The organism is Allobosea sp. 10N428, from assembly GCF_056394545.1.
In genome coordinates, this window is sequence record NZ_JBFTIC010000008.1 from 192,705 (window position 1) to 210,214 (window position 17,510).

The 17,510-nt window shown below is 64.1% G+C and carries 17 protein-coding genes, 1 tRNA gene and 1 pseudogene; 12 read left to right on the forward strand and 7 right to left on the reverse strand.

What is annotated here, in order from left to right:
- Window positions 1-2 precede the first annotated feature (2 nt).
- From rfaE1 to cysC, 5 genes are all read left to right on the forward strand, one after another.
- A complete protein-coding gene (rfaE1, locus tag AC1DDA_RS22060; RefSeq protein ID WP_476797392.1) occupies window positions 3-1,490 on the forward strand; it encodes a D-glycero-beta-D-manno-heptose-7-phosphate kinase in 1,488 nt (495 codons plus the stop codon).
- Complete coding sequence (locus AC1DDA_RS22065) at window positions 1,487-2,044, forward strand: D-glycero-alpha-D-manno-heptose-1,7-bisphosphate 7-phosphatase (RefSeq protein WP_476797393.1); 558 nt, start codon at window positions 1,487-1,489, stop codon at window positions 2,042-2,044. Before rfaE1 ends, AC1DDA_RS22065 begins: the two co-directional genes overlap by 4 nt.
- Entirely contained in the window at window positions 2,041-3,156 is a 1,116-nt protein-coding gene (locus AC1DDA_RS22070; protein WP_476797394.1) for an AGE family epimerase/isomerase, read from the forward strand. Before AC1DDA_RS22065 ends, AC1DDA_RS22070 begins: the two co-directional genes overlap by 4 nt.
- 101 nt (window positions 3,157-3,257) lie before the next feature.
- On the forward strand, window positions 3,258-4,151 hold the full coding sequence (gene cysD, locus AC1DDA_RS22075; RefSeq protein WP_476797395.1) for a sulfate adenylyltransferase subunit CysD: 894 nt from the start codon (window positions 3,258-3,260) through the stop codon (window positions 4,149-4,151).
- A complete protein-coding gene (gene cysC, locus AC1DDA_RS22080; protein ID WP_476797396.1) occupies window positions 4,148-6,052 on the forward strand; it encodes an adenylyl-sulfate kinase in 1,905 nt (634 codons plus the stop codon). The genes cysD and cysC overlap by 4 nt, the downstream gene beginning before the upstream one ends.
- A gap of 34 nt (window positions 6,053-6,086) precedes the next feature.
- Here the strand turns inward: cysC and AC1DDA_RS22085 are convergent, their stop codons facing one another.
- The 4 genes from AC1DDA_RS22085 to AC1DDA_RS22100 form a co-directional block, all read right to left on the reverse strand.
- The gene (locus AC1DDA_RS22085; RefSeq protein ID WP_476797397.1) at window positions 6,087-6,395 is read right to left on the reverse strand and encodes a hypothetical protein; all 309 of its coding nucleotides are present in this window, start codon (window positions 6,393-6,395) and stop codon (window positions 6,087-6,089) included.
- Between the two features lie 286 nt (window positions 6,396-6,681).
- Entirely contained in the window at window positions 6,682-7,437 is a 756-nt protein-coding gene (locus AC1DDA_RS22090; RefSeq protein ID WP_476797398.1) for a hypothetical protein, read from the reverse strand.
- Window positions 7,438-7,440: 3 nt separating this feature from the next.
- Window positions 7,441-7,869, reverse strand: a complete 429-nt coding sequence (locus tag AC1DDA_RS22095; protein ID WP_476797399.1) for a DUF6538 domain-containing protein — start codon at window positions 7,867-7,869, stop codon at window positions 7,441-7,443.
- 70 nt (window positions 7,870-7,939) lie between these two features.
- A tRNA-Ser gene (locus AC1DDA_RS22100) sits at window positions 7,940-8,029 on the reverse strand.
- Window positions 8,030-8,262: 233 nt separating this feature from the next.
- On the opposite strand from AC1DDA_RS22100, the gene AC1DDA_RS22105 reads away from it, so the two are divergent.
- The 5 genes and pseudogenes from AC1DDA_RS22105 (at window position 8,263) to AC1DDA_RS22125 (ending at window position 11,899) form a co-directional block, all read left to right on the forward strand.
- Window positions 8,263-8,523, forward strand: a complete 261-nt coding sequence (locus tag AC1DDA_RS22105) for a hypothetical protein (protein WP_476797400.1) — start codon at window positions 8,263-8,265, stop codon at window positions 8,521-8,523.
- A gap of 83 nt (window positions 8,524-8,606) precedes the next feature.
- Entirely contained in the window at window positions 8,607-9,263 is a 657-nt protein-coding gene (gene msrA / locus AC1DDA_RS22110) for a peptide-methionine (S)-S-oxide reductase MsrA (RefSeq protein ID WP_476797401.1), read from the forward strand.
- A gap of 115 nt (window positions 9,264-9,378) precedes the next feature.
- Window positions 9,379-10,032, forward strand: a pseudogene (locus tag AC1DDA_RS22115) (magnesium chelatase domain-containing protein); the annotation flags it as partial.
- Window positions 10,033-10,535: 503 nt separating this feature from the next.
- Window positions 10,536-11,351: a hypothetical protein gene (locus tag AC1DDA_RS22120; protein WP_476797402.1), complete on the forward strand. Its 816-nt coding sequence runs from the start codon at window positions 10,536-10,538 to the stop codon at window positions 11,349-11,351.
- Between the two features lie 35 nt (window positions 11,352-11,386).
- A complete protein-coding gene (locus AC1DDA_RS22125; protein ID WP_476797403.1) occupies window positions 11,387-11,899 on the forward strand; it encodes a YciE/YciF ferroxidase family protein in 513 nt (170 codons plus the stop codon).
- Window positions 11,900-12,040: 141 nt separating this feature from the next.
- Here AC1DDA_RS22125 and AC1DDA_RS22130 read toward each other — a convergent pair whose 3' ends face one another.
- On the reverse strand, window positions 12,041-13,144 hold the full coding sequence (locus AC1DDA_RS22130) for an extracellular catalytic domain type 1 short-chain-length polyhydroxyalkanoate depolymerase (protein WP_476797404.1): 1,104 nt from the start codon (window positions 13,142-13,144) through the stop codon (window positions 12,041-12,043).
- A 17-nt stretch (window positions 13,145-13,161) separates the two neighbouring features.
- Window positions 13,162-13,554 carry a CopG family transcriptional regulator gene (locus tag AC1DDA_RS22135; RefSeq protein WP_297255782.1) on the reverse strand — a complete coding sequence of 131 codons (393 nt, stop codon included), beginning with the start codon at window positions 13,552-13,554 and terminating at the stop codon, window positions 13,162-13,164.
- Between the two features lie 22 nt (window positions 13,555-13,576).
- Here AC1DDA_RS22135 and AC1DDA_RS22140 point away from each other — a divergent pair, with 22 nt between their 5' ends.
- Complete coding sequence (locus tag AC1DDA_RS22140; protein WP_476797405.1) at window positions 13,577-14,704, forward strand: sensor histidine kinase; 1,128 nt, start codon at window positions 13,577-13,579, stop codon at window positions 14,702-14,704.
- On the opposite strand, the gene AC1DDA_RS22145 is transcribed toward AC1DDA_RS22140, so the two are convergent.
- A complete protein-coding gene (locus AC1DDA_RS22145; protein ID WP_476797406.1) occupies window positions 14,705-15,064 on the reverse strand; it encodes a response regulator in 360 nt (119 codons plus the stop codon).
- Between the two features lie 463 nt (window positions 15,065-15,527).
- On the opposite strand from AC1DDA_RS22145, the gene AC1DDA_RS22150 reads away from it, so the two are divergent.
- Complete coding sequence (locus AC1DDA_RS22150) at window positions 15,528-17,477, forward strand: AI-2E family transporter (RefSeq protein ID WP_476797407.1); 1,950 nt, start codon at window positions 15,528-15,530, stop codon at window positions 17,475-17,477.
- Window positions 17,478-17,510: the final 33 nt, after the last annotated feature.

Below are 17,510 nucleotides of genomic sequence, written 5' to 3' on the forward strand. Positions count from 1 at the left end.
GCATGATTTCCGACGAGACAGTTATCGATGCGTTTCGGTCGCTCCGGCTGCTGGTGGTCGGAGACGTCATGCTCGATCGCTTCGTCTACGGTGACGTACGGCGCATTTCTCCCGAGGCCCCGGTCCCGATCATCAGCATGGAAGCGCCGCAGGACCGTGCCGGCGGAGCCGGGAACGTCGCCCGCAACATCGCGGCCCTCGGTGCGCATTGCGACCTCGTCGGGATCATCGGTGCCGACGAGGCTGGAGAGAGCCTCTCCGCCCGGCTTGCCGCCAGCCCGGCGGTCACCGCGCATCTGATCCGGGATACGCAGCGCCGCACGACGCTCAAGACGCGCTATGTCGCGACGCTGCATTCCACCCATCTGCTACGGGCCGACTATGAGGACACCCATCCGATCGCGCCCGAGCTCGAGGATCGGGTGATCGCGGCGGCGGCGGCCTGCCTGCCTGCGGCCGATGCGGTCGTGCTGTCGGATTACGCCAAGGGCGTCCTCACTGATCGGGTGCTGCGCTCGATCATCTCGGCGGCCCGATCCCTGGGCCGGCCGGTGATCGTCGATCCGAAGAACACCGCCTTTGCGCGCTACGCCGGAGCCTCCGCGCTGACGCCCAATCTCGGCGAGCTCGCGGCAGCCGCCGGTGGGCCTGTGCCGCGAGACGAGCCGTCGATCGTGGCTGCGGCCCGGCAGGTGATGATGGACGCGGGTTGTGCCGCCCTCCTCGTCACCCGCGGCGAGCACGGCGCCACGATCGTGGCGCGCGAGGGCGAGGCTGTCTCGTTCGAAGCGACGGCAAAGCGCGTCATCGACGTGTCCGGCGCCGGCGACACTGTGGCTGCGACCTTCTCCCTTGCCCTGGCTGCCGGGGCGGGCTTCGTTCACGCGAGCCGCCTGGCCAATGCCGCCGCAGGTCTCGCGGTGGCGAAGCCCAGCACCGGTGACGTTACGGCGGATGAATTGCGGGCCGTTCTTCTGCAGCGGCCGCGTTTCGACGTCGCGGCTCGCATCATGCGGAGTGCGGCGCAAGCCGAGGCCGTCGCGAGGGGCTGGCAGGAGGAGGGGCTGGTGGTCGGCTTCACCAATGGCTGCTTCGATCTCCTACATGCGGGCCACATCGCGCTTCTGGCCGGTGCTCGGGCGCAATGTGATCGCCTGATCGTCGGTTTGAACAGTGACGCCTCAGTTTCCCGCCTCAAGGGGGCGCAGCGCCCGATTCAGCAAGAAGCGGCGAGGGCGACGGTGCTCGCCGCTCTGCAAATGGTCGACGCAGTCGTCGCGTTCGAAGGGGACACGCCGCTCTCGCTGATCACCCGCCTTGCGCCGGATGTGCTCGTCAAGGGCGCGGACTACACGCTCGATCGTGTCGTCGGGCGCGAGGTGGTCGAGGCCGGGGGAGGGCGCGTCTGTCTGATCGATCTTGTGCCCGAAGCGAGCACGACGGGCCTCATCGCCTCGATCGCACGCAGCGGATCGTCGAGGACCGGATGACGCTCGCACATCCGGACGTGCTCTCCCTCGCCGTGAAGCCCGCCGCCTTCCTGGACAGGGACGGAGTTCTGAATCGGGAAGTCGGCTATCTGCACGAGCCCGCACGGTTCGTGTGGATGCCGCAGGCCGTCGAGGCCGTTGCATTCCTGCGCGCCAGGGGCTTTCGCGTCTTCGTCGTCTCGAACCAGTCGGGCGTCGCCCGCGGATATTATTCAGAGGCCGCAGTCGAGGGGCTGCACAGCTTCATGCAGGACGCCCTGCGTGCCGCCGGGACGGGAATCGACGCCTTTGCCTATTGTCCTCACCATCCGGAAGGAAGCGTCGAGCACTACCGCGTGAACTGTACTTGCCGTAAGCCGGGCCCCGGCATGCTTGTCGGCCTGATGGAGCGCTTCCCGACTTTGCCACGGAGCAGCTTTCTCGTCGGCGACCAAGAGACCGATCTGGCAGCCGCTGCCGCCGCCGGCCTTCCCGGGCACCTCTATGCAGGCGGCTCCCTTCTGGATTTCGTCAGGGACATCGTGGAACGGGATCGCGAAGGAGACGCGGCGTGACCACTGCGGCCGGGCGCTGGCTGCGGGAGCTCGCCCTGCCGCTCTGGATCGAGGTCGGTTGGGACGCGCGAAATGCCAGCTTCGTCGAGGGGCTCGACTTTGCCGGTCGTCCCCTTTCCGTCATGCCCCGCCGGACGATGGTGCAGGCGCGCCAGATCTGGGTTCTCTGTGTCGCGGCGCGGCATGGCTGGCATCCGCAGGCGGGCGCGCTCGCCACCAAGGCGGTCGCCGCATTGCTGGCCCAGGCAGATGGAACAGGATTTCCGTTCTCGCGAGACCCGCTTGGCGGCGTGATCGATGCGCGCCGCGACCTCTATACTCATGCCTTCGTGCTGCTCGCGCTCGCCGAGGTCTGCAGGCTGACGGGCAACTCCGCCTGTCTCGCCGCGGCCGACCGGACGCTCGCCTTCCTTGACGCGGCGATGGCGACGCCCGAGATGGGCGGCTATGCGGAATGCCTGCCGTTCCGCAGCACGCCGCGGCGGCAGAATCCGCATATGCATCTGTTCGAGGCCCTGCTCGCCCTGCACGAGGTCGATGGCGGCCGCGGCTACCTTGAGCGAGCCGCCGGAGTGCACGATCTGCTGTGCCGGAATTTCCTGCGCGGATCGCAGCCCGTCCTGGCTGAGCTGTTCGACGAGGCGTGGCGGCCGCTCGACGAGCCCGACGTAATCTTCGAGCCTGGCCACCATTTCGAGTGGGTCTGGCTGCTCGATCGCTTTGCAACGCTGTCGGGTCGTCCCGACGCGGGGCTGCCCGGTCGTGGCTTGTGGCAGGCGGCGATGGCCTACGGCGTCGGCGGCGATCTCTGGATCTACGAGCGTGTCGCAGCTTCAGGACGCATCGTTGCCCCTTCGAGCCGGCTCTGGACCTATGCCGAAGCCGCAAAGGCCGCCGCTTCCCCTCTGGCGGGCGACCCGTCGAGCGATCTCGCGTTGGGCTTTCTCAATGCGTTGATGCGCGATTTCGTGATCGACGGAACCGGCCTTTGGGCGGACCGTCTGGACCCGGACAGCTCGTCCCCCTCGACCTTCGTTCCGGCCAGTTCGCTCTACCATCTCTGCGGCGCGGTCTGTGCCGTCGAAGACGCAGTCGGCAGGGCCCAGCGCTGACGGGCTGAGGTCGGACGCCGCAGACGTTCTCCGCCATTGTCCGGCAACGCCAACTCGGATACTAGCCTCCCGGTCGAATTGAGTGTCGGACATCCGGAACGGTGGATCATCTAAGGAGACTGGAAGAGGAAGCGATCTTCATATTGCGGGAAACAGCGGCCCTGTTCCGGCACCCGGTCATGCTCTATTCGACAGGCAAGGACTCTACCGTTCTCGCTCATCTGGCCGCAAAGGCCTTCTGGCCGGCGAAACCGCCATTCCCTCTTCTCCACATCGATACGACCTGGAAATTCCGTGAGATGATCGCCTTCCGCGATCGTCTGGCGAATGCGCTCGGCTTCGATCTGCAGATCTATGTCAATCGCGATGGGTTGGCACGCGGCATCGATCCGTTCTCCGTCGATGCGAGCACCTACACCCGCATCATGAAAACCGAGGCGTTGAAGCAGGCCCTCGAAGCCGGCGGGTTCGACGCCGCTATCGGCGGGGCGCGCCGCGACGAGGAAAAGAGCCGCGCGAAGGAGCGGATCTTTTCCCGCCGCAGCCCGCAACATGGCTGGGATCCCCGCAATCAGAGGCCGGAACTCTGGCGGCTGGTCAATCCGCGACTGGGGGCGGGCGAGACGATGCGCGTCTTTCCGCTCTCGAACTGGAGCGAGCGCGACATCTGGCGCTATACGCTGGCGGAGCGCATTCCGGTCGTACCCTTGTATCTCGCGCGTCCGCGGCCCGTCGTGCGGCGCGCGGGAGGCCTGATCGTCGTCGACGACGAGCGCTTTCCGCTCATGAGCGGCGAGAGTGCGGAACATCGGTCCGTCCGCTTCCGATCCCTGGGCTGCTATCCGCTGAGCGCGGCAATCGACTCGGGCGCAGCGACGGTTGACGAGGTCGTCGCGGAGCTGGAGATCGCCACGACCTCCGAGCGGTACGGACGTTTGATTGACGGGTTGGACAGCGCCTCGATGGAAGCCAAGAAGCGCGAGGGCTATTTTTGATCCCGCTCACGGCACGCTACGAGGCGGCTTTCGGCCCCGCCGCGCGAACATCCGTCGAGCCGCGTCCGCCGGCCCTGCGCGTCCTGACCTGCGGGGCGGTCGATGACGGCAAGTCGACGCTGATCGGCCGGCTTCTCTACGAGGCAGGGGCCTTGCCGGAGGATCAGCGCGCGCTCCTTCGGGCAGACTCACGTCGTTACGGCGCGGTGGAGGGCGAGCTCGATTTCGCACTGCTGACAGACGGCCTCGAGGCCGAGCGCGAACGCGGCATCACCATCGACGTCGCCTATCGCTACATGTCGACCTCGCAGCGTGACTTCATCATCGCCGATACGCCCGGCCATGAGCAGTACACGGCGAACATGGCCACCGGAGCGTCGCAGAGCGAGGTCGCGATCATTCTGGTGGACGCCGCACGCGGATTGCAGGCCCAGTCCCGTCGACACGCCGCCATCTGCAGCGTCCTCGGAATCAAACGAGCGGTGCTGGCCGTCAACAAGATGGACCAAGTCGAATTTGGGCGGGAACGGTTCGATCAGCTCGTCGGAGACTTCGCGCCGATCGCGGCTCATCTCAGCCTCGATATCGTTGCAATCCCGATATCGGCCCGCCTCGGCGACAATGTCGTCGCCCTGAGCGGGAACATGCCCTGGTATCGAGGGCCGACACTCCTGCAGCATCTGGAGCGCGTGCAGGCACGCCCGGGCCCGTCGCTCTCGGGGTTGCGCTTACCGGTCCAGGGCGTCTCGTGCACGGTTTCGGGCGCGCGGGTCTATCTGGGCTCGATCGCCGCGGGCAGCTTGTCGCGAGGAGACATGGTCGTGGTGGCGCCGAGCGGGGCGAAAGCCTGCGTCGAGCAGCTGTCGGGCGCGCAGGGGCCGACCGATCATGCCGAGCAGGGCGCTGCGGTCGCCTTCACGCTCCAGCCCGAGATCGATCTCGGCCGTGGCGATATCCTGCACGCCGAAGCCGATCCTCCCCTCCGCTCCAACCAGTTCGCAGCGGATGTGATCTGGTTCGACCGCGCCCCCATGCTGGCCGGGCGTGATTACGAGCTGCGGCTCGGCATGACGGCGAGCCCCGTGACGATCACCTCGATTCGGGGCCGGCTGGACGTCGAGACGGGTGCGCGCCTCGCCGCCCCGGAAATTCAGCGCGACGAGATCGCGATCTGTCATCTTGCGGTGCCGGCCGCCATCGCATTCGACCTCTATGCGCGCTGCCCCGCGACCGGGAGCTTTCTCCTGGTGGACCGCCTGACCGGCGATACTGTCGGCGCCGGAATGATACGCAATGCGCTCGACCGCGGCGTCAATCTCGTCTCRCAGAAGCTCACCGTCGATCGGCGAGCGCGAGAGGCACTACTCGGCCAGACCGGGGCGGTGATCTGGTTCACCGGCCTTTCGGGAGCCGGAAAATCGACGATTGCCGACGCCCTCGATCGCAGGCTTCATGCCAGGCGCAAGCTGACCTTTCTGCTCGACGGCGACAATGTTCGCCTCGGCCTCAACCGCGATCTCGGCTTCACCGACGCTGATCGCGTCGAGAACCTGCGCCGCGTCGCTGAAGTTGTGCGCCTCATGGTCGAGGCCGGCCTGATCGTGCTGTGCAGCTTCATTTCCCCGTTCGAGCGGGATCGCGCGGCGGTCCGCGAGCGGCTTGCGGACATGCGCTTCCTTGAAATCTTCGTCGACGCACCGCTCGAACTCTGCGAGCAGCGGGACCCTAAGGGGCTTTACGCCAGGGCGCGCCGGGGCGAACTGCGTAACTTTACCGGCATCGATTCGCTCTATGAGCCGCCGCGTGCGCCCGATCTCGTCCTCGACAGCGGCACCGATGATGCCGAAGCGCTCGCGGACAGATTGTTGGAGCTGCTGCTCGACCGCGGCATCGTAAACTAGTGGCGATCCTCAAGGCGCCGCGCCGCGCGTGAAGTCACCCAAGCGCTGTCCACGAGATATCGCCCGTTCTGCACCGCTTTGGCCTATAGGCGCCAAGCTGCAACAATGCCGGCCAGTTGCACAAGCAAGCCTCGCGTGCTTCGAGCGCCTCGAAGACATGGGCCGCGAGGTAGCCGTAGATTGCGTGGCTGATGAGGCTCATGAAGGACAGGCGCGGCACGTCGTTCAGTAGGAAATACTGCCCGGCCAGCGACGCAAGGAAAAGCTTCGCTTTTGCCGCATAGCAAGCATTGCTGTGTTTGCCGTTCGCCTCCGCGACGCGGCGGCAGCGCCCCTTCGTCACTGAGCGGACTGGGGCTCCGCTCAGTGACGGAGCGATGTGCTCCGGTCCGATTGAACGGAGCTTCAAATGCCTGGTCTCACACTCAGCGACACTCAGCTTCTCATCCTGTCAGCAGCCGCACAGCGTGACGATCTACGGATCGTGCCACCCGTTCGCCTTCGCGGCGGCGCCGGCCAGAAAGTCCTCGCCGCGCTTCTTGGCAAAGCGCTAATCGAAGAAATCCCCCCGAGCGAGGTTGAACGGGCCGCCTTCGATCCCGATTCCGCAGAACAAACCGCCTACCGCATCAGCATTGGGGGATTGTCCGCCATAGGTCTCGAAACCGACGAACAGCGTGACAGCGTAACCGCGATCGGGATCGAAGCTGGCGCACGCGCGCGCCTGTATAGGCAGCAACGAATGGAACCCAGCGCCGTAGAGAATCGTCGGATTGTCGTGCAGCCAGCAAGAGCGCCTTTGCCTCTTCATCTTTATAGGCGCGGATCCGCTTGGCATGCGTTCCTTTGGTGCTGATCGTGATGCGCTCGGCCACATTCTCATTCAGGAGCCTATTCTTGACAGCCCAAGCTAAAATCGCCTTCACAGGGGCGAGCTTGGCGTCCCGGATCGTTTTCCCGCTAAGACCTTGCGCAACCATCGCATTTTTCCAAGCGATCAGATCGTCCGCCGAAAGTTGCGTGGCGTCGCGATGACCGACGAACTTGCTGAGCGCCTCGACGACACGCGGATATGCGTAGGCGGCCTTCTTGGCTGGCTTGCGTTCGAGTGCCCAGCCGTCGACCAGTGCTTGAAAGGTCACGGGCTTTCGTGGTGATCCTGCGGCGCGGCTCCCCGCCGGCAGGCCGATGTCTTGTGATCCGTTGGCAGCTGGCGCTCCGCCCGAGTGCGGTGCTCCCCACCCGAGCGCAGGTTTCATCTGCAAGGAAGCGTGCTGTTGGCCGCTTGCAGCCGCTTTAGCCAGTCGAAGCCTCCCTTCTTCGTCGACCTCCAGGGTCTCTTCGCCAGCGAACCCGTCGGCGCATTGATAGGCGAAGAGCTTCATCTGCTAGTGTGGCGACATCGCAGCGACATGAGCATCATCGGCAGCGATGCGGATTGGAGGAGGGGGGACCACCGAAAATGGATTGGCCTCTGCTTCCCACAATCCATCGTACAGCTCGGTCCGCCAGAAATTCTGCTTACGCGCGCCGGTATGGTGAGCCAGCCAGCGGTGGCTCATACTCTCTTCGAGCTGTTGAACAACGAGCTCCGTCAGTCGGGGACCGAGCCCCTTGCGCAGCGCAGACCATTCTGCCTCGATTAGGGCCAGCGCCGTTGCATGCCGCTCTTTCGCCTCGGCAGGATCTCGCGTGCCGAGAGTTTTCGTCACCTCGCGCTTGCCGATGACCGCTAGAAGATCATCTGGAACACGCTTTCTCAGCCAGAAAATTCCAGTCGTGGGATGCCGAACAGGACGCGCCATGGGAAGGGCCATGTGTACCACTCGAGCGGCCAAACCCTTTGAAGTCAAGGATGTTATTGAAAATGCAGGCTATTTTGGGACGTGGCGGACAGGGCGGGATTCGAACCCGCGATACGGTTTCCCGTATACACACTTTCCAGGCGTGCGCCTTCAACCACTCGGCCACCTGTCCGGCGCGCTGCTTATGACCGCCGTGCCGTCATCTTTCAAGGCCCGAGATGAAGGGTTTTGCACAATCCCGCTAAAACCTGTGCGCGCGGTTGCGCCGAGCGCCGCTGATGAGCACATCTTGAAGCTGGGGGCAGGTGCCGGATACGCGAACGGCAAACGGTGACGGGGAGCAGAGTGAGATTCCTTCTACGACTGTTGGGATATCTGTGGGTCGCGGCCGGCTTCGTCGCGCTTGTGATCGACGGCGCCCGTTCCATCGCCAATTCGGCACTGCGCTTCACCGCGGTGAGCGAAACCCTGACGGCCTTGATCCACGAGCGCTACGCGCAGATTCAGCCAGCCATCGAACGCAATCTCCATCCGCTGCTCTGGGATCCCATGCTGCTGTCGGTGATGCGGATGCCGACTTCACTCGCGGCGCTTCTGCTCGGATTCGCGCTGCTTTGGCTGGGGCGGCAGCCGGAGCCGCAAATCGGCATCGTCACGCGTCGGTGAAGCGCGGGCTGGCGAAGCCCCCCTGTGCGAAGGGCCGCAGGAGGCTTACATAGGCGCCGAAGCTCGAACGAACGGAGCGAGGAATGTTCTCTTTGCGCAAGAAGACCGAGATGCCGACGGCGGCCGAGACCCTGCCGGGCCGTCCCGCTGCGATTCCCACCGCTGAAACCCATTTCGTCAACGGACGCGCGCTGGCCGGCCCTTATCCGGAAGGCACGCGCAAGGCGCTGTTCGGGCTCGGCTGCTTTTGGGGCGCCGAGCGCAAGTTCTGGCAGAGCGGTGAGGGAATCTGGGTCACCGCGGTGGGTTATGCCGGCGGCGCCACCCCGAATCCGACCTATGACGAGGCGTGCAGCGGCCTGACCGGGCACACCGAGGTCGTGCTGGTGGTCTACGATCCCGCCAAGATCGCCTATGAGGATCTGCTCAGGATCTTCTGGGAGAACCATGACCCGACTCAGGGCATGCGCCAGGGCGGCGATATCGGCACGCAGTATCGCTCGGCGATCTACACCTATGACGCCGAGCAGAAGGCCGCTGCCGAGAAGTCCCGCGCGGAGTACCAGAAGGCTCTGGCCGCCGGCGGCTACGGTCCGATCACGACCGAGATCCGCGAGGCGCCGACCTTCTACTTCGCCGAGGACTACCATCAGCAGTATCTCGCCAAGAACCCGGCAGGTTATTGCGGCCTCGGTGGGACCGGTGTCGCCTGCCAGATCGGCCTGGGCGTCGACGCCTGAACCTTGACGGGCAGGGAGGCCTTCGCCTCCCTGCCTATCCGAAAGTTCTCGATATGTTCTTGCGCTGCCGCTGAAGCTCCGCTAGCCTCCCCAAGGGGAATGGGGCGAGGCGGAGATGGTGACGCGGGTCGCGACGGTGGCGTTCGAGGGGATCGAAGCGCGCGCCGTCGATGTTCAGGTGCAGGTCGCGGCCGGCGGCGTCGCCTTCATTCTGGTCGGGCTGCCGGACAAGGCCGTCGCCGAGAGCCGCGAGCGGGTGCGCGCCGCCCTCATCGCCTCGGGGCTTGCCCTGCCGGCCAAGCGTATCACCGTCAATCTGGCACCGGCCGATTTGCCCAAGGAAGGCAGCCATTACGACCTGCCGATCGCGCTCGCGGTCATGGCGGCGATCGGCGCGATTCCCGCCGATGCACTCGCCGGCTATGCCGTGCTCGGGGAACTCGCCCTTGACGGCTCGATCACGCCGGTGGCAGGTGTCCTGCCGGCAGCGATTGCTGCCTACGCAAGAGGGCAGGGTCTCATCTGTCCCGCTGCTTCCGGTCCGGAAGCTGCCTGGGCCGCCGCCGATATCGATATTCTGGCGCCGCGCTCGCTTATCCAGCTCGCCAACCATTTCAAGGGGACGCAGGTGATGGCGCGGCCCGAGCCTGCAGTGGCCCGTCAAGGCGGAGTTCTGCCCGATCTGGTCGATATCAAGGGGCAGGAGAGCGCGCGCCGCGCGCTCGAGATCGCCGCCGCCGGCGGGCACAACCTCCTAATGAACGGACCTATTAATCCTTAGAGCGTGTGAGGCCGCCAGTCACTGATTTCGTTGGGAGGGTAGCCGCGCAGAAGGAATAAGAGCAGCGCACTTCGCGATGGCGGCGCTGAGAGCGCGAGCCGAAGTTATTTGCGCCCTAGCCCAAGTCTGGAACGTCTGCTCTCCGGTAACCCAATTCGGGTGGCGTCGCGACGGCCAAGCTGGCCCCTTGCGGACTCCCGGAACGTCCGCTTTCCGCCACCGAATTATTCCAGAGACCAAGCCGAGCACCTTCTCGCAGCGCATGGGCAATCGCCGGCGAGATTGAAATGCTTCGGCTCGCGGAACATATCGCCTCTTCCCTTGTTTCGTTGAGATCGAGCGGACCGTACCGTCCGCAATGCGTCGGCCTTTTTTGTCCGCGCCCTTAAAGTTCATCACTCATGACAGACACCACCTTACGAGGCGTCCCCGACGCCACGACCGTTCGCGCGTCTTCTGCAGTGTCGTGGGGCGCCGTCCTCGGAGGCGCCGTGGTCAGTGCGTCGATCTCCCTTATGCTCCTCGCCGCCGGAGCCGGGCTGGGCTTCGTCTCGGTTTCGCCTTGGACGAATGTCGGTGTCACGGCCGCCACGTTCGGCATGGCAGCCATGATTTGGCTTGCCGTCGTTCATCTCCTTTCGGCCGGCGCCGGGGGCTATCTCGCCGGTCGTCTCCGCACCAAGCGTGTGGGTCTTCATACTGAAGAGGTTGCCTTCCGCGACACCGCTCACGGCTTCATGGCCTGGGCCGTCGGTGCGATCCTCAGCGCGCTCCTGCTAGCATCGGCCGCCTCTGCGGTGATTGGCGGCAGCGCCCGCCTTGGTGCCAGCGCGGCGTCCGGTGTCGGCTCTGCCGTCTCCGGCGCAGCGAGCCAGGCTGCCGGTCGCCTCGATCTGTCGAGCCTCGACCCGTCGGCCTATGTCACCGACACGCTGTTTCGCGCCGAGAGACCCGCTCCCTCCTCGGCGGACACGGCTCCGGCTCGTGCCGAGGTCGGCCGGATCATCGCGATGAGCATCCGCAACGGCGATATGTCCCCCGCTGACAAATCCTACGTTGCCAACGTTATCGCCGCCCAGACCGGCATCAGCCAGCCCGACGCCGAAAAGCGCATCACCGATGCGATCGCGAAGACCAAGGAAACCGCTGCCAAGGTGGAGCAGACCGCTCGCGAGGCGGCTGACATGGCCCGCAAGGCCGCCGCCTCCTTCGCCCTTGCGACCTTCATCGCGATGCTCATCGGCGCGCTGGCGGCCAGCTATGGCGCCACGCTTGGTGGTCGCGCCCGCGACAAGGTCCACGCCTGATCCACGCTTGCAATCCCGACAACCGGAGAGTTCCAATGGCTACGAATGCACCGAAGGCCCTCGATGACATGTTCCATGACATGCTCAAGGACGTCTACTACGCCGAGAAGCAAATCCTGAAGGCGCTACCCAAGATGGCGAAGGCGGCCAAGTCGCCCGAGCTCAAAAAGGCCTTCGAGACGCATCGCGAAGAAACTGAGGGCCATGTCGAGCGCCTCGGCGAGGTCTTCGAGGTGATCGGCAAGGCGCCTCGCGGAAAGACCTGCGACGCCATCCTCGGGATTCTGGAGGAAGGCAAGGCCGTCATGGAAGACTACGCCGACAGTCCGGCCCTCGATGCCGGTCTCGTCGCCTCGGCCCAGGCGGTCGAGCATTACGAGATGACGCGCTATGGCACGTTGAAGTCATGGGCGAAGCAACTGGGGCACAATGAAGCAGTGACGTTGCTCGATGCCACGCTTGCCGAGGAGACCAAGACCGACAAGCTGCTCACGCAGCTCGGCGGGCCGGCAAACTTGGCGGCTGTCGCGCAAGCCAAGGCTGCGTGATCCAATCGCTTCCTGGGGCCCTCTCTCCTCACCGGAGAGAGGGCTTCACTGCGTTCATATTTATGCGTCGCGACACGATGGCTTCCCGAAACATTTCCTGATCGCCTCGACGAAACCAACTCCGCGTTGCGCAAGACCTCCTCAGGTCCCGAGGAAAAAGCGGACCATCTCACGCGAGGCATCGGGGCCCGTCTCATCCGTATAGCTTCCGCCGCGGTCACCTCCTGACCAGGCATGACCGCCGCCGTGGATCAGCCAGTGCTCGGCGAGTGCAGGAGCATTGCCGTGCCCGACCAGCGACCGGGTTACGCGTTTGCCATTGATCACTGCATCGGTCTGAAACTCTGCTGGCTTCCCCTGCGCGGATCCTGCGAGATCGAAAACAGCCTTGCCGTTAGATGGATGAACTGTGGTATCGGCGGTTCCGTGGAAAATGATCTTCCTGATGGGCGAATGGCACTGTGCCGTCGCTTTCGCATTTCCCTTCATTGCAGCGAATGCGGACATGACGTCGCAAGCCGCGCCATGAGGCAGGCCGGAATGAATGCCGGCTGCGGAAAAGACGTCGGGATGGGTCGAGGCGAGGACATCGGCCATGGCTCCGCCCGCCGACAGGCCGGCAACGAAAACCCGCTTGCGATCGATCTTGAATTCAGACGCCAGTTCCTGGGCGAGCCCAGCCAGAACCGCCGGCTCCCCGGCGTCACGCCGTTGATGACGAAGGTCAAACCAGTTCCAGCAGCCCTGCGCGTTGGCCGATTTCGGTTGCAAAGGATAGGCGACGATCAGGCCGAACTCGTCGGCCAAAGCGTTCATCCGGGTCCCACGCGCGAAATCATCCGGGTTTTGTGTGCAGCCGTGAAGCATCATCACCAGCGCAAGTTCACGATCGGCGTGATCGGGCGGCACGTAGAGCTTGTAGGCCACCGAGCCGACGGCCGATTGGAACCTGCGTGTCCGGAAGTTTGCACTGTCCCGCGCATCTTCCGTAACCGTGTCGCCATGGCTCGGCGCTTGGACGAAGTTCGCCCGCTCCTGTCGTAGCTTGTGCAGGATCGCCCGAAGACCGCGCGCCGGCGGTGCTTCGGGACTGTCATCGCTTTGTGTCCCGCTATCCAGATCAGCCGGGCGTATCGGTCCGCGCCCGGCGAGAGCGTGCCGTATCGTCGCCGTTGCGCCTGTCACGTCGGATGTTCGCAGGCGGTTCATGGCTTCGCCGATGGCGGCGTGAAAACGCGGGTTCATGGCGAAGGTCCTTTGGGTCATGTCAATCGATCGGCCAGGGCGGCCTTGATCTCGGGGGATGCGTGCAGGGCCCCGAGGATGGTGAGGGAGGCGATGGCCTGCCGTGCCAGCTCCGGGGGGACATCGCTATCGATCACGGCGAGGCCGAGAACCCGGATCTCAAGCTGCTCGCCGGCTGCGACCACGGCTTCCAGGTCCCCGCGTGTGAAGGTCCGAAGGCCCAATTCGAGTGCCAGGCGCGTTGTGGCCTTCGCGGCGATGTCGGAATGGGTCGAAAGCTGGTTGCGGATCGCCGTGCGGATGAAGTCCGAGCGGTTGGAGTAGAAGCCGTCCCGGACCAGCAGGTCGATGCGGCCGAGATCCACGAAGCCGAGGTTCAGCGTTAGTTTCTCGCTCTCAGGAGTTTTCATCGTCAATCCATATACCATCCAATTGGATGGTATATGGATGAGATCGGATGGATATCAAGAGGGCCCGCGCCCGGCGACCAATCCAAAACGTCAAAAGACAGAGACAGGCATTTGGCCGCGTGGCAGCACGTGGCATAAATGGGAACGCTCCCTAGACGGGAACGAGATCGGGGACATTTTGCCGACGCCGGAACTTCGGGACGCCCGTTTCATGCGCAGCCTGCTGGCGGCGTCGGACGATTGCATCAAAGTCATAGACCTCGACGGCAAGCTCTCCTTCATGAGCGAAGGCGGCCAGCGCGTCATGGAAGTCAGCGATTTCAACGCCATCAAGGGCTGCCCCTGGCCGGATTTCTGGGCTGATCAGGGCAACGCCGAAGCCAAGTTCGCGATCGAGGAGGCGCGTTCTGGTCGCAGCTATCGCTTCCAGGGTGCAGCCGACACGGCCGCCGGCAATCCACGGTTCTGGGACGTCCAAGTTGGTCCGATCCTGGGCCCGGATGGCAAACCCGAGGCGATCCTGTCCGTGTCGCGAGATATCACGGCCATCAAGGAGGCCGAGCAACGCCAGCGTCTGCTCGCGCTTGAACTCAAGCATCGGATGAAGAACACCGTCGCCATGATTCAGGCGATCGCCAATCAGACGATCCGTGGTGGTCCCGAGGTGGATGCGCTCAAGGAGGCCTTCATCGCAAGGCTGAACACGATGGCCTCGGCACAGGACATCCTGACCCAGACCGTTTGGGCCAGAGCGAGCCTAGCATATCTCGTCGAAGAGTCTCTGAAGGGGCAAAGCGACCTGTCGCGCTTCCGCATCGACGGCCCGCCGGTTGAACTCTCGTCCAAGACTGCCCTGGCGATGGCGCTCGCGCTCCATGAGCTGGCGACCAATGCCGCGAAATACGGCGCTCTCAGGCAGGATGGTGGGCGAATCGACATAACCTGGTCGGTTGAAGACGGTCAGTTCGCATTCGAGTGGCGTGAGAGCGGCGGCCCGCTGGTCGAGCCGCCAACCCGCCGCGGCTTCGGATCGCGCATGATCGAGCGCGCTTTGGCGGGATATTTCAGCGGTGCAGCCGCCATGGACTATCAGCCGGCCGGAGTGGTCTTTTCGCTTCGCGGCCCCATCGACGCGCTCATTGCCGACTGATCAGGCCGTCGGCCGGAAGGCTGCGATGACTTCGGCTGCCCGGTATGGCTTTCTGATATACTGAACGTTCTCAGGCAGCTCGCGTTCGCGCGGCATGACGCGCCCGCTTGCGACGACGATGAGGATGGGCGGCCACCCCAGTCGCACGACATGCGCGAGCTTCATACCATCCATGGAGCCCGGCATCTCGATGTCGGTGAATACGACGGCGATGTCGTGGCGGGCTTTGAGGATCGCGATTGCTTCCTCGGCATGGGCAGCCTCCACTACCTCGAAACCAGCCTCCTCGATGAAGTCGACGGCGTCCATCCGGAGGAGCGGCTCGTCTTCGACGATCAGGACAACCAGCTTCGACATCATGTGCTTTCGAGAGTGATCCTCGGCCAACTGCCGACGCGAGCTCTTGTTGCCTCGCATTGTAAAGAATTGCGCTTTTTGTCCTTAGCACTTGGTTACGATGGCCAACTCTGGCCTGCGCGACGAGGCGGGCGCTATGCGTCCGGGAAACATCAGGTTTCAGGAGGGGGATCCGCCTGTAGCGCAGACCGCGGTTTTCATCCGGCGGAGGAAGTCCAGCAGGTGGAACACCCAGCTTTGATCGTATTCGGCGCGATGGATCACCCGAGGGCGTCGCCCCCTGTATGCCCGGGAACTCCAACAAACTGCCAGCGTTCCAAATTTGCCCACCCGAAGCCACGTCGGCCGCGGCGCTTTGGGTCGGGGGAAGTTTTGTCCGCTCTGGCCGAGTGCCTTGAGTTCGTCACGACGGCGGCGACCCTTCGACCCATTTCACGCTGGTATCCAGATTCAAGGAAACTGATCGATGCCGGCGATTGAGGTTCCCTCCACCGTCGCAGCTCCATCGACACGGTCGCCCTCTGACGTCGTCTCGAATGTAGCCATCGGCGCCTTCATCATCGCCGCGCTCTATTTCGGACGTGAGGTTTTCGTCCCGGTGGCGCTCGCGATCCTGTTCAGTTTCGTCTTGGCGCCGCTGGTCAAAGGGTTGCAGAAGCTGCGTGTCCCGCGGGCGTTGGCGGTTTTCGTCGTCGTCCTGATTGCGTTCGCGACGTTGGCGGCCTTGACGATGGCTATGGTTGGCCAGGCCACGCAACTGGCCAGTGAGCTGCCGACCTATCAGAGCACCATCCGGGCCAAGATCGCCGCTTTGAAAGGCTCGGGAGCCGGAAGCGGGGTTTTGAGTCGCGCCGCGGATGTCCTGCAAGACCTGGGCAAGGAACTCGATCGCCCCAAGGCGGAATCTTCTGCCCCAAGCGAAACGCCAAGTCCTGTGCGGGACGGACGCCCGATCCCTGTCGAAGTGCATCATCCGGAACCCGGCGCGATCGAAACGCTGCAGGCCTTTCTGGCTCCGCTGATCCACCCTCTGACCACAACCGGAATCGTGCTGATCTTCGTCGTCTTCATTCTCTTGAAGCGTGAAGACCTTCGAAACCGGTTTATCCGATTGACCGGCACCTACGACCTGCAGAAGACCACGGCCGCGTTCGATGACGCCGGCAAGCGCCTCAGCCGGCTGTTTCTGACGCAACTCATCGTCAACGCCGGGTTCGGTGTGGTGATCGGTTGCGGCCTTGCTGCCATCGGCGTTCCCAGCGCTCTGCTTTGGGGAATTCTGGCGGCGATCCTCCGGTTCATTCCCTATCTCGGCGCCGTTCTCTCGGCCGTTTTTCCGATGGTGATCGCGGCATCGGTCGATCCCGGTTGGATGATGCTCGCGTTGACGGCGGCCTTGTTCGTGATCGCCGAGCCCCTCGCCGGGCATGTGATCGAACCGTTGGCCTATGGCCGCTCGACCGGGCTCTCGCCCATCGCCATCGTGGTCGCCGCGACCTTCTGGACCTGGTTATGGGGTCCTATCGGGCTGGTTTTGGCGACACCCTTGACCGTGTGTCTCGTGGTCCTCGGCCGGCATGTCGAGAGGCTGGAATTTCTGGACGTGATGCTGGGAGACCGACCTGCACTGTCGGCGGCGGAGATATTCTATCAGCGGATCCTCGCGGGAGACCCCGCGGAAGCAGCCGACAAGGCTGAGGAGGTTCTGAAAGAGCGCTCGCTATCTGCCTATTACGACGAGGTCGCGCTCGAAGGCTTGCGGCTCGCCGCAGCAGACGAAGCGCGCGGCGTTCTCGATGCTCCCAGGCGAAACCAGATCCTTGCGACAATTCGCGAAGTGGTCGAGGACTTGTCCGACCATGACGACCGCCGACCCTCGCGCGACGCTGGTGCGGCAGACCCCGAGACCGAGGCCGCGGTTGAACAGACCAACGAACAGGAAGGTGCCTCCGACCTGCCGGTACTCACCGGGGCTGAGTTGAAGGAAACGTTTCGAGACGGTGGTGGAGTGGTCTGCATCGGTGCGCGATCGCAACTCGATGAGGCCGCCGCACTGATGCTGGGCCAAATCTTAGAAAAGCATGGATTGGCGGCGGATACGCTCCCGCCGAGCACATTGTTGACCACCGGCATGGAGCGGCTTGCCGAACGCGGTCCGGCTCTGATCTGCCTATGTTACATCGGCCCGCACAATGCCGCCCACATGAAGTATGCGCTCCGGCGCCTTCGCCGCCGTCTGCCGATGGCGATCCTGGTTCTCGGTGAACTGTCGCAAGTTTCCAGTCCCTTGGCGGATATCAAGGGACCCTTGCTTGCCGACGAAGTGGAAACGTCTCTTCGGGGCATCTGCCGGCTGTGCCTTCAGTTCGCGGAGAAAAGGGACATGGCAGGCGATCAAGCACCTAGTCGCGGATGAATAAGGCTTCATAACCGTATATTCCGAATTACT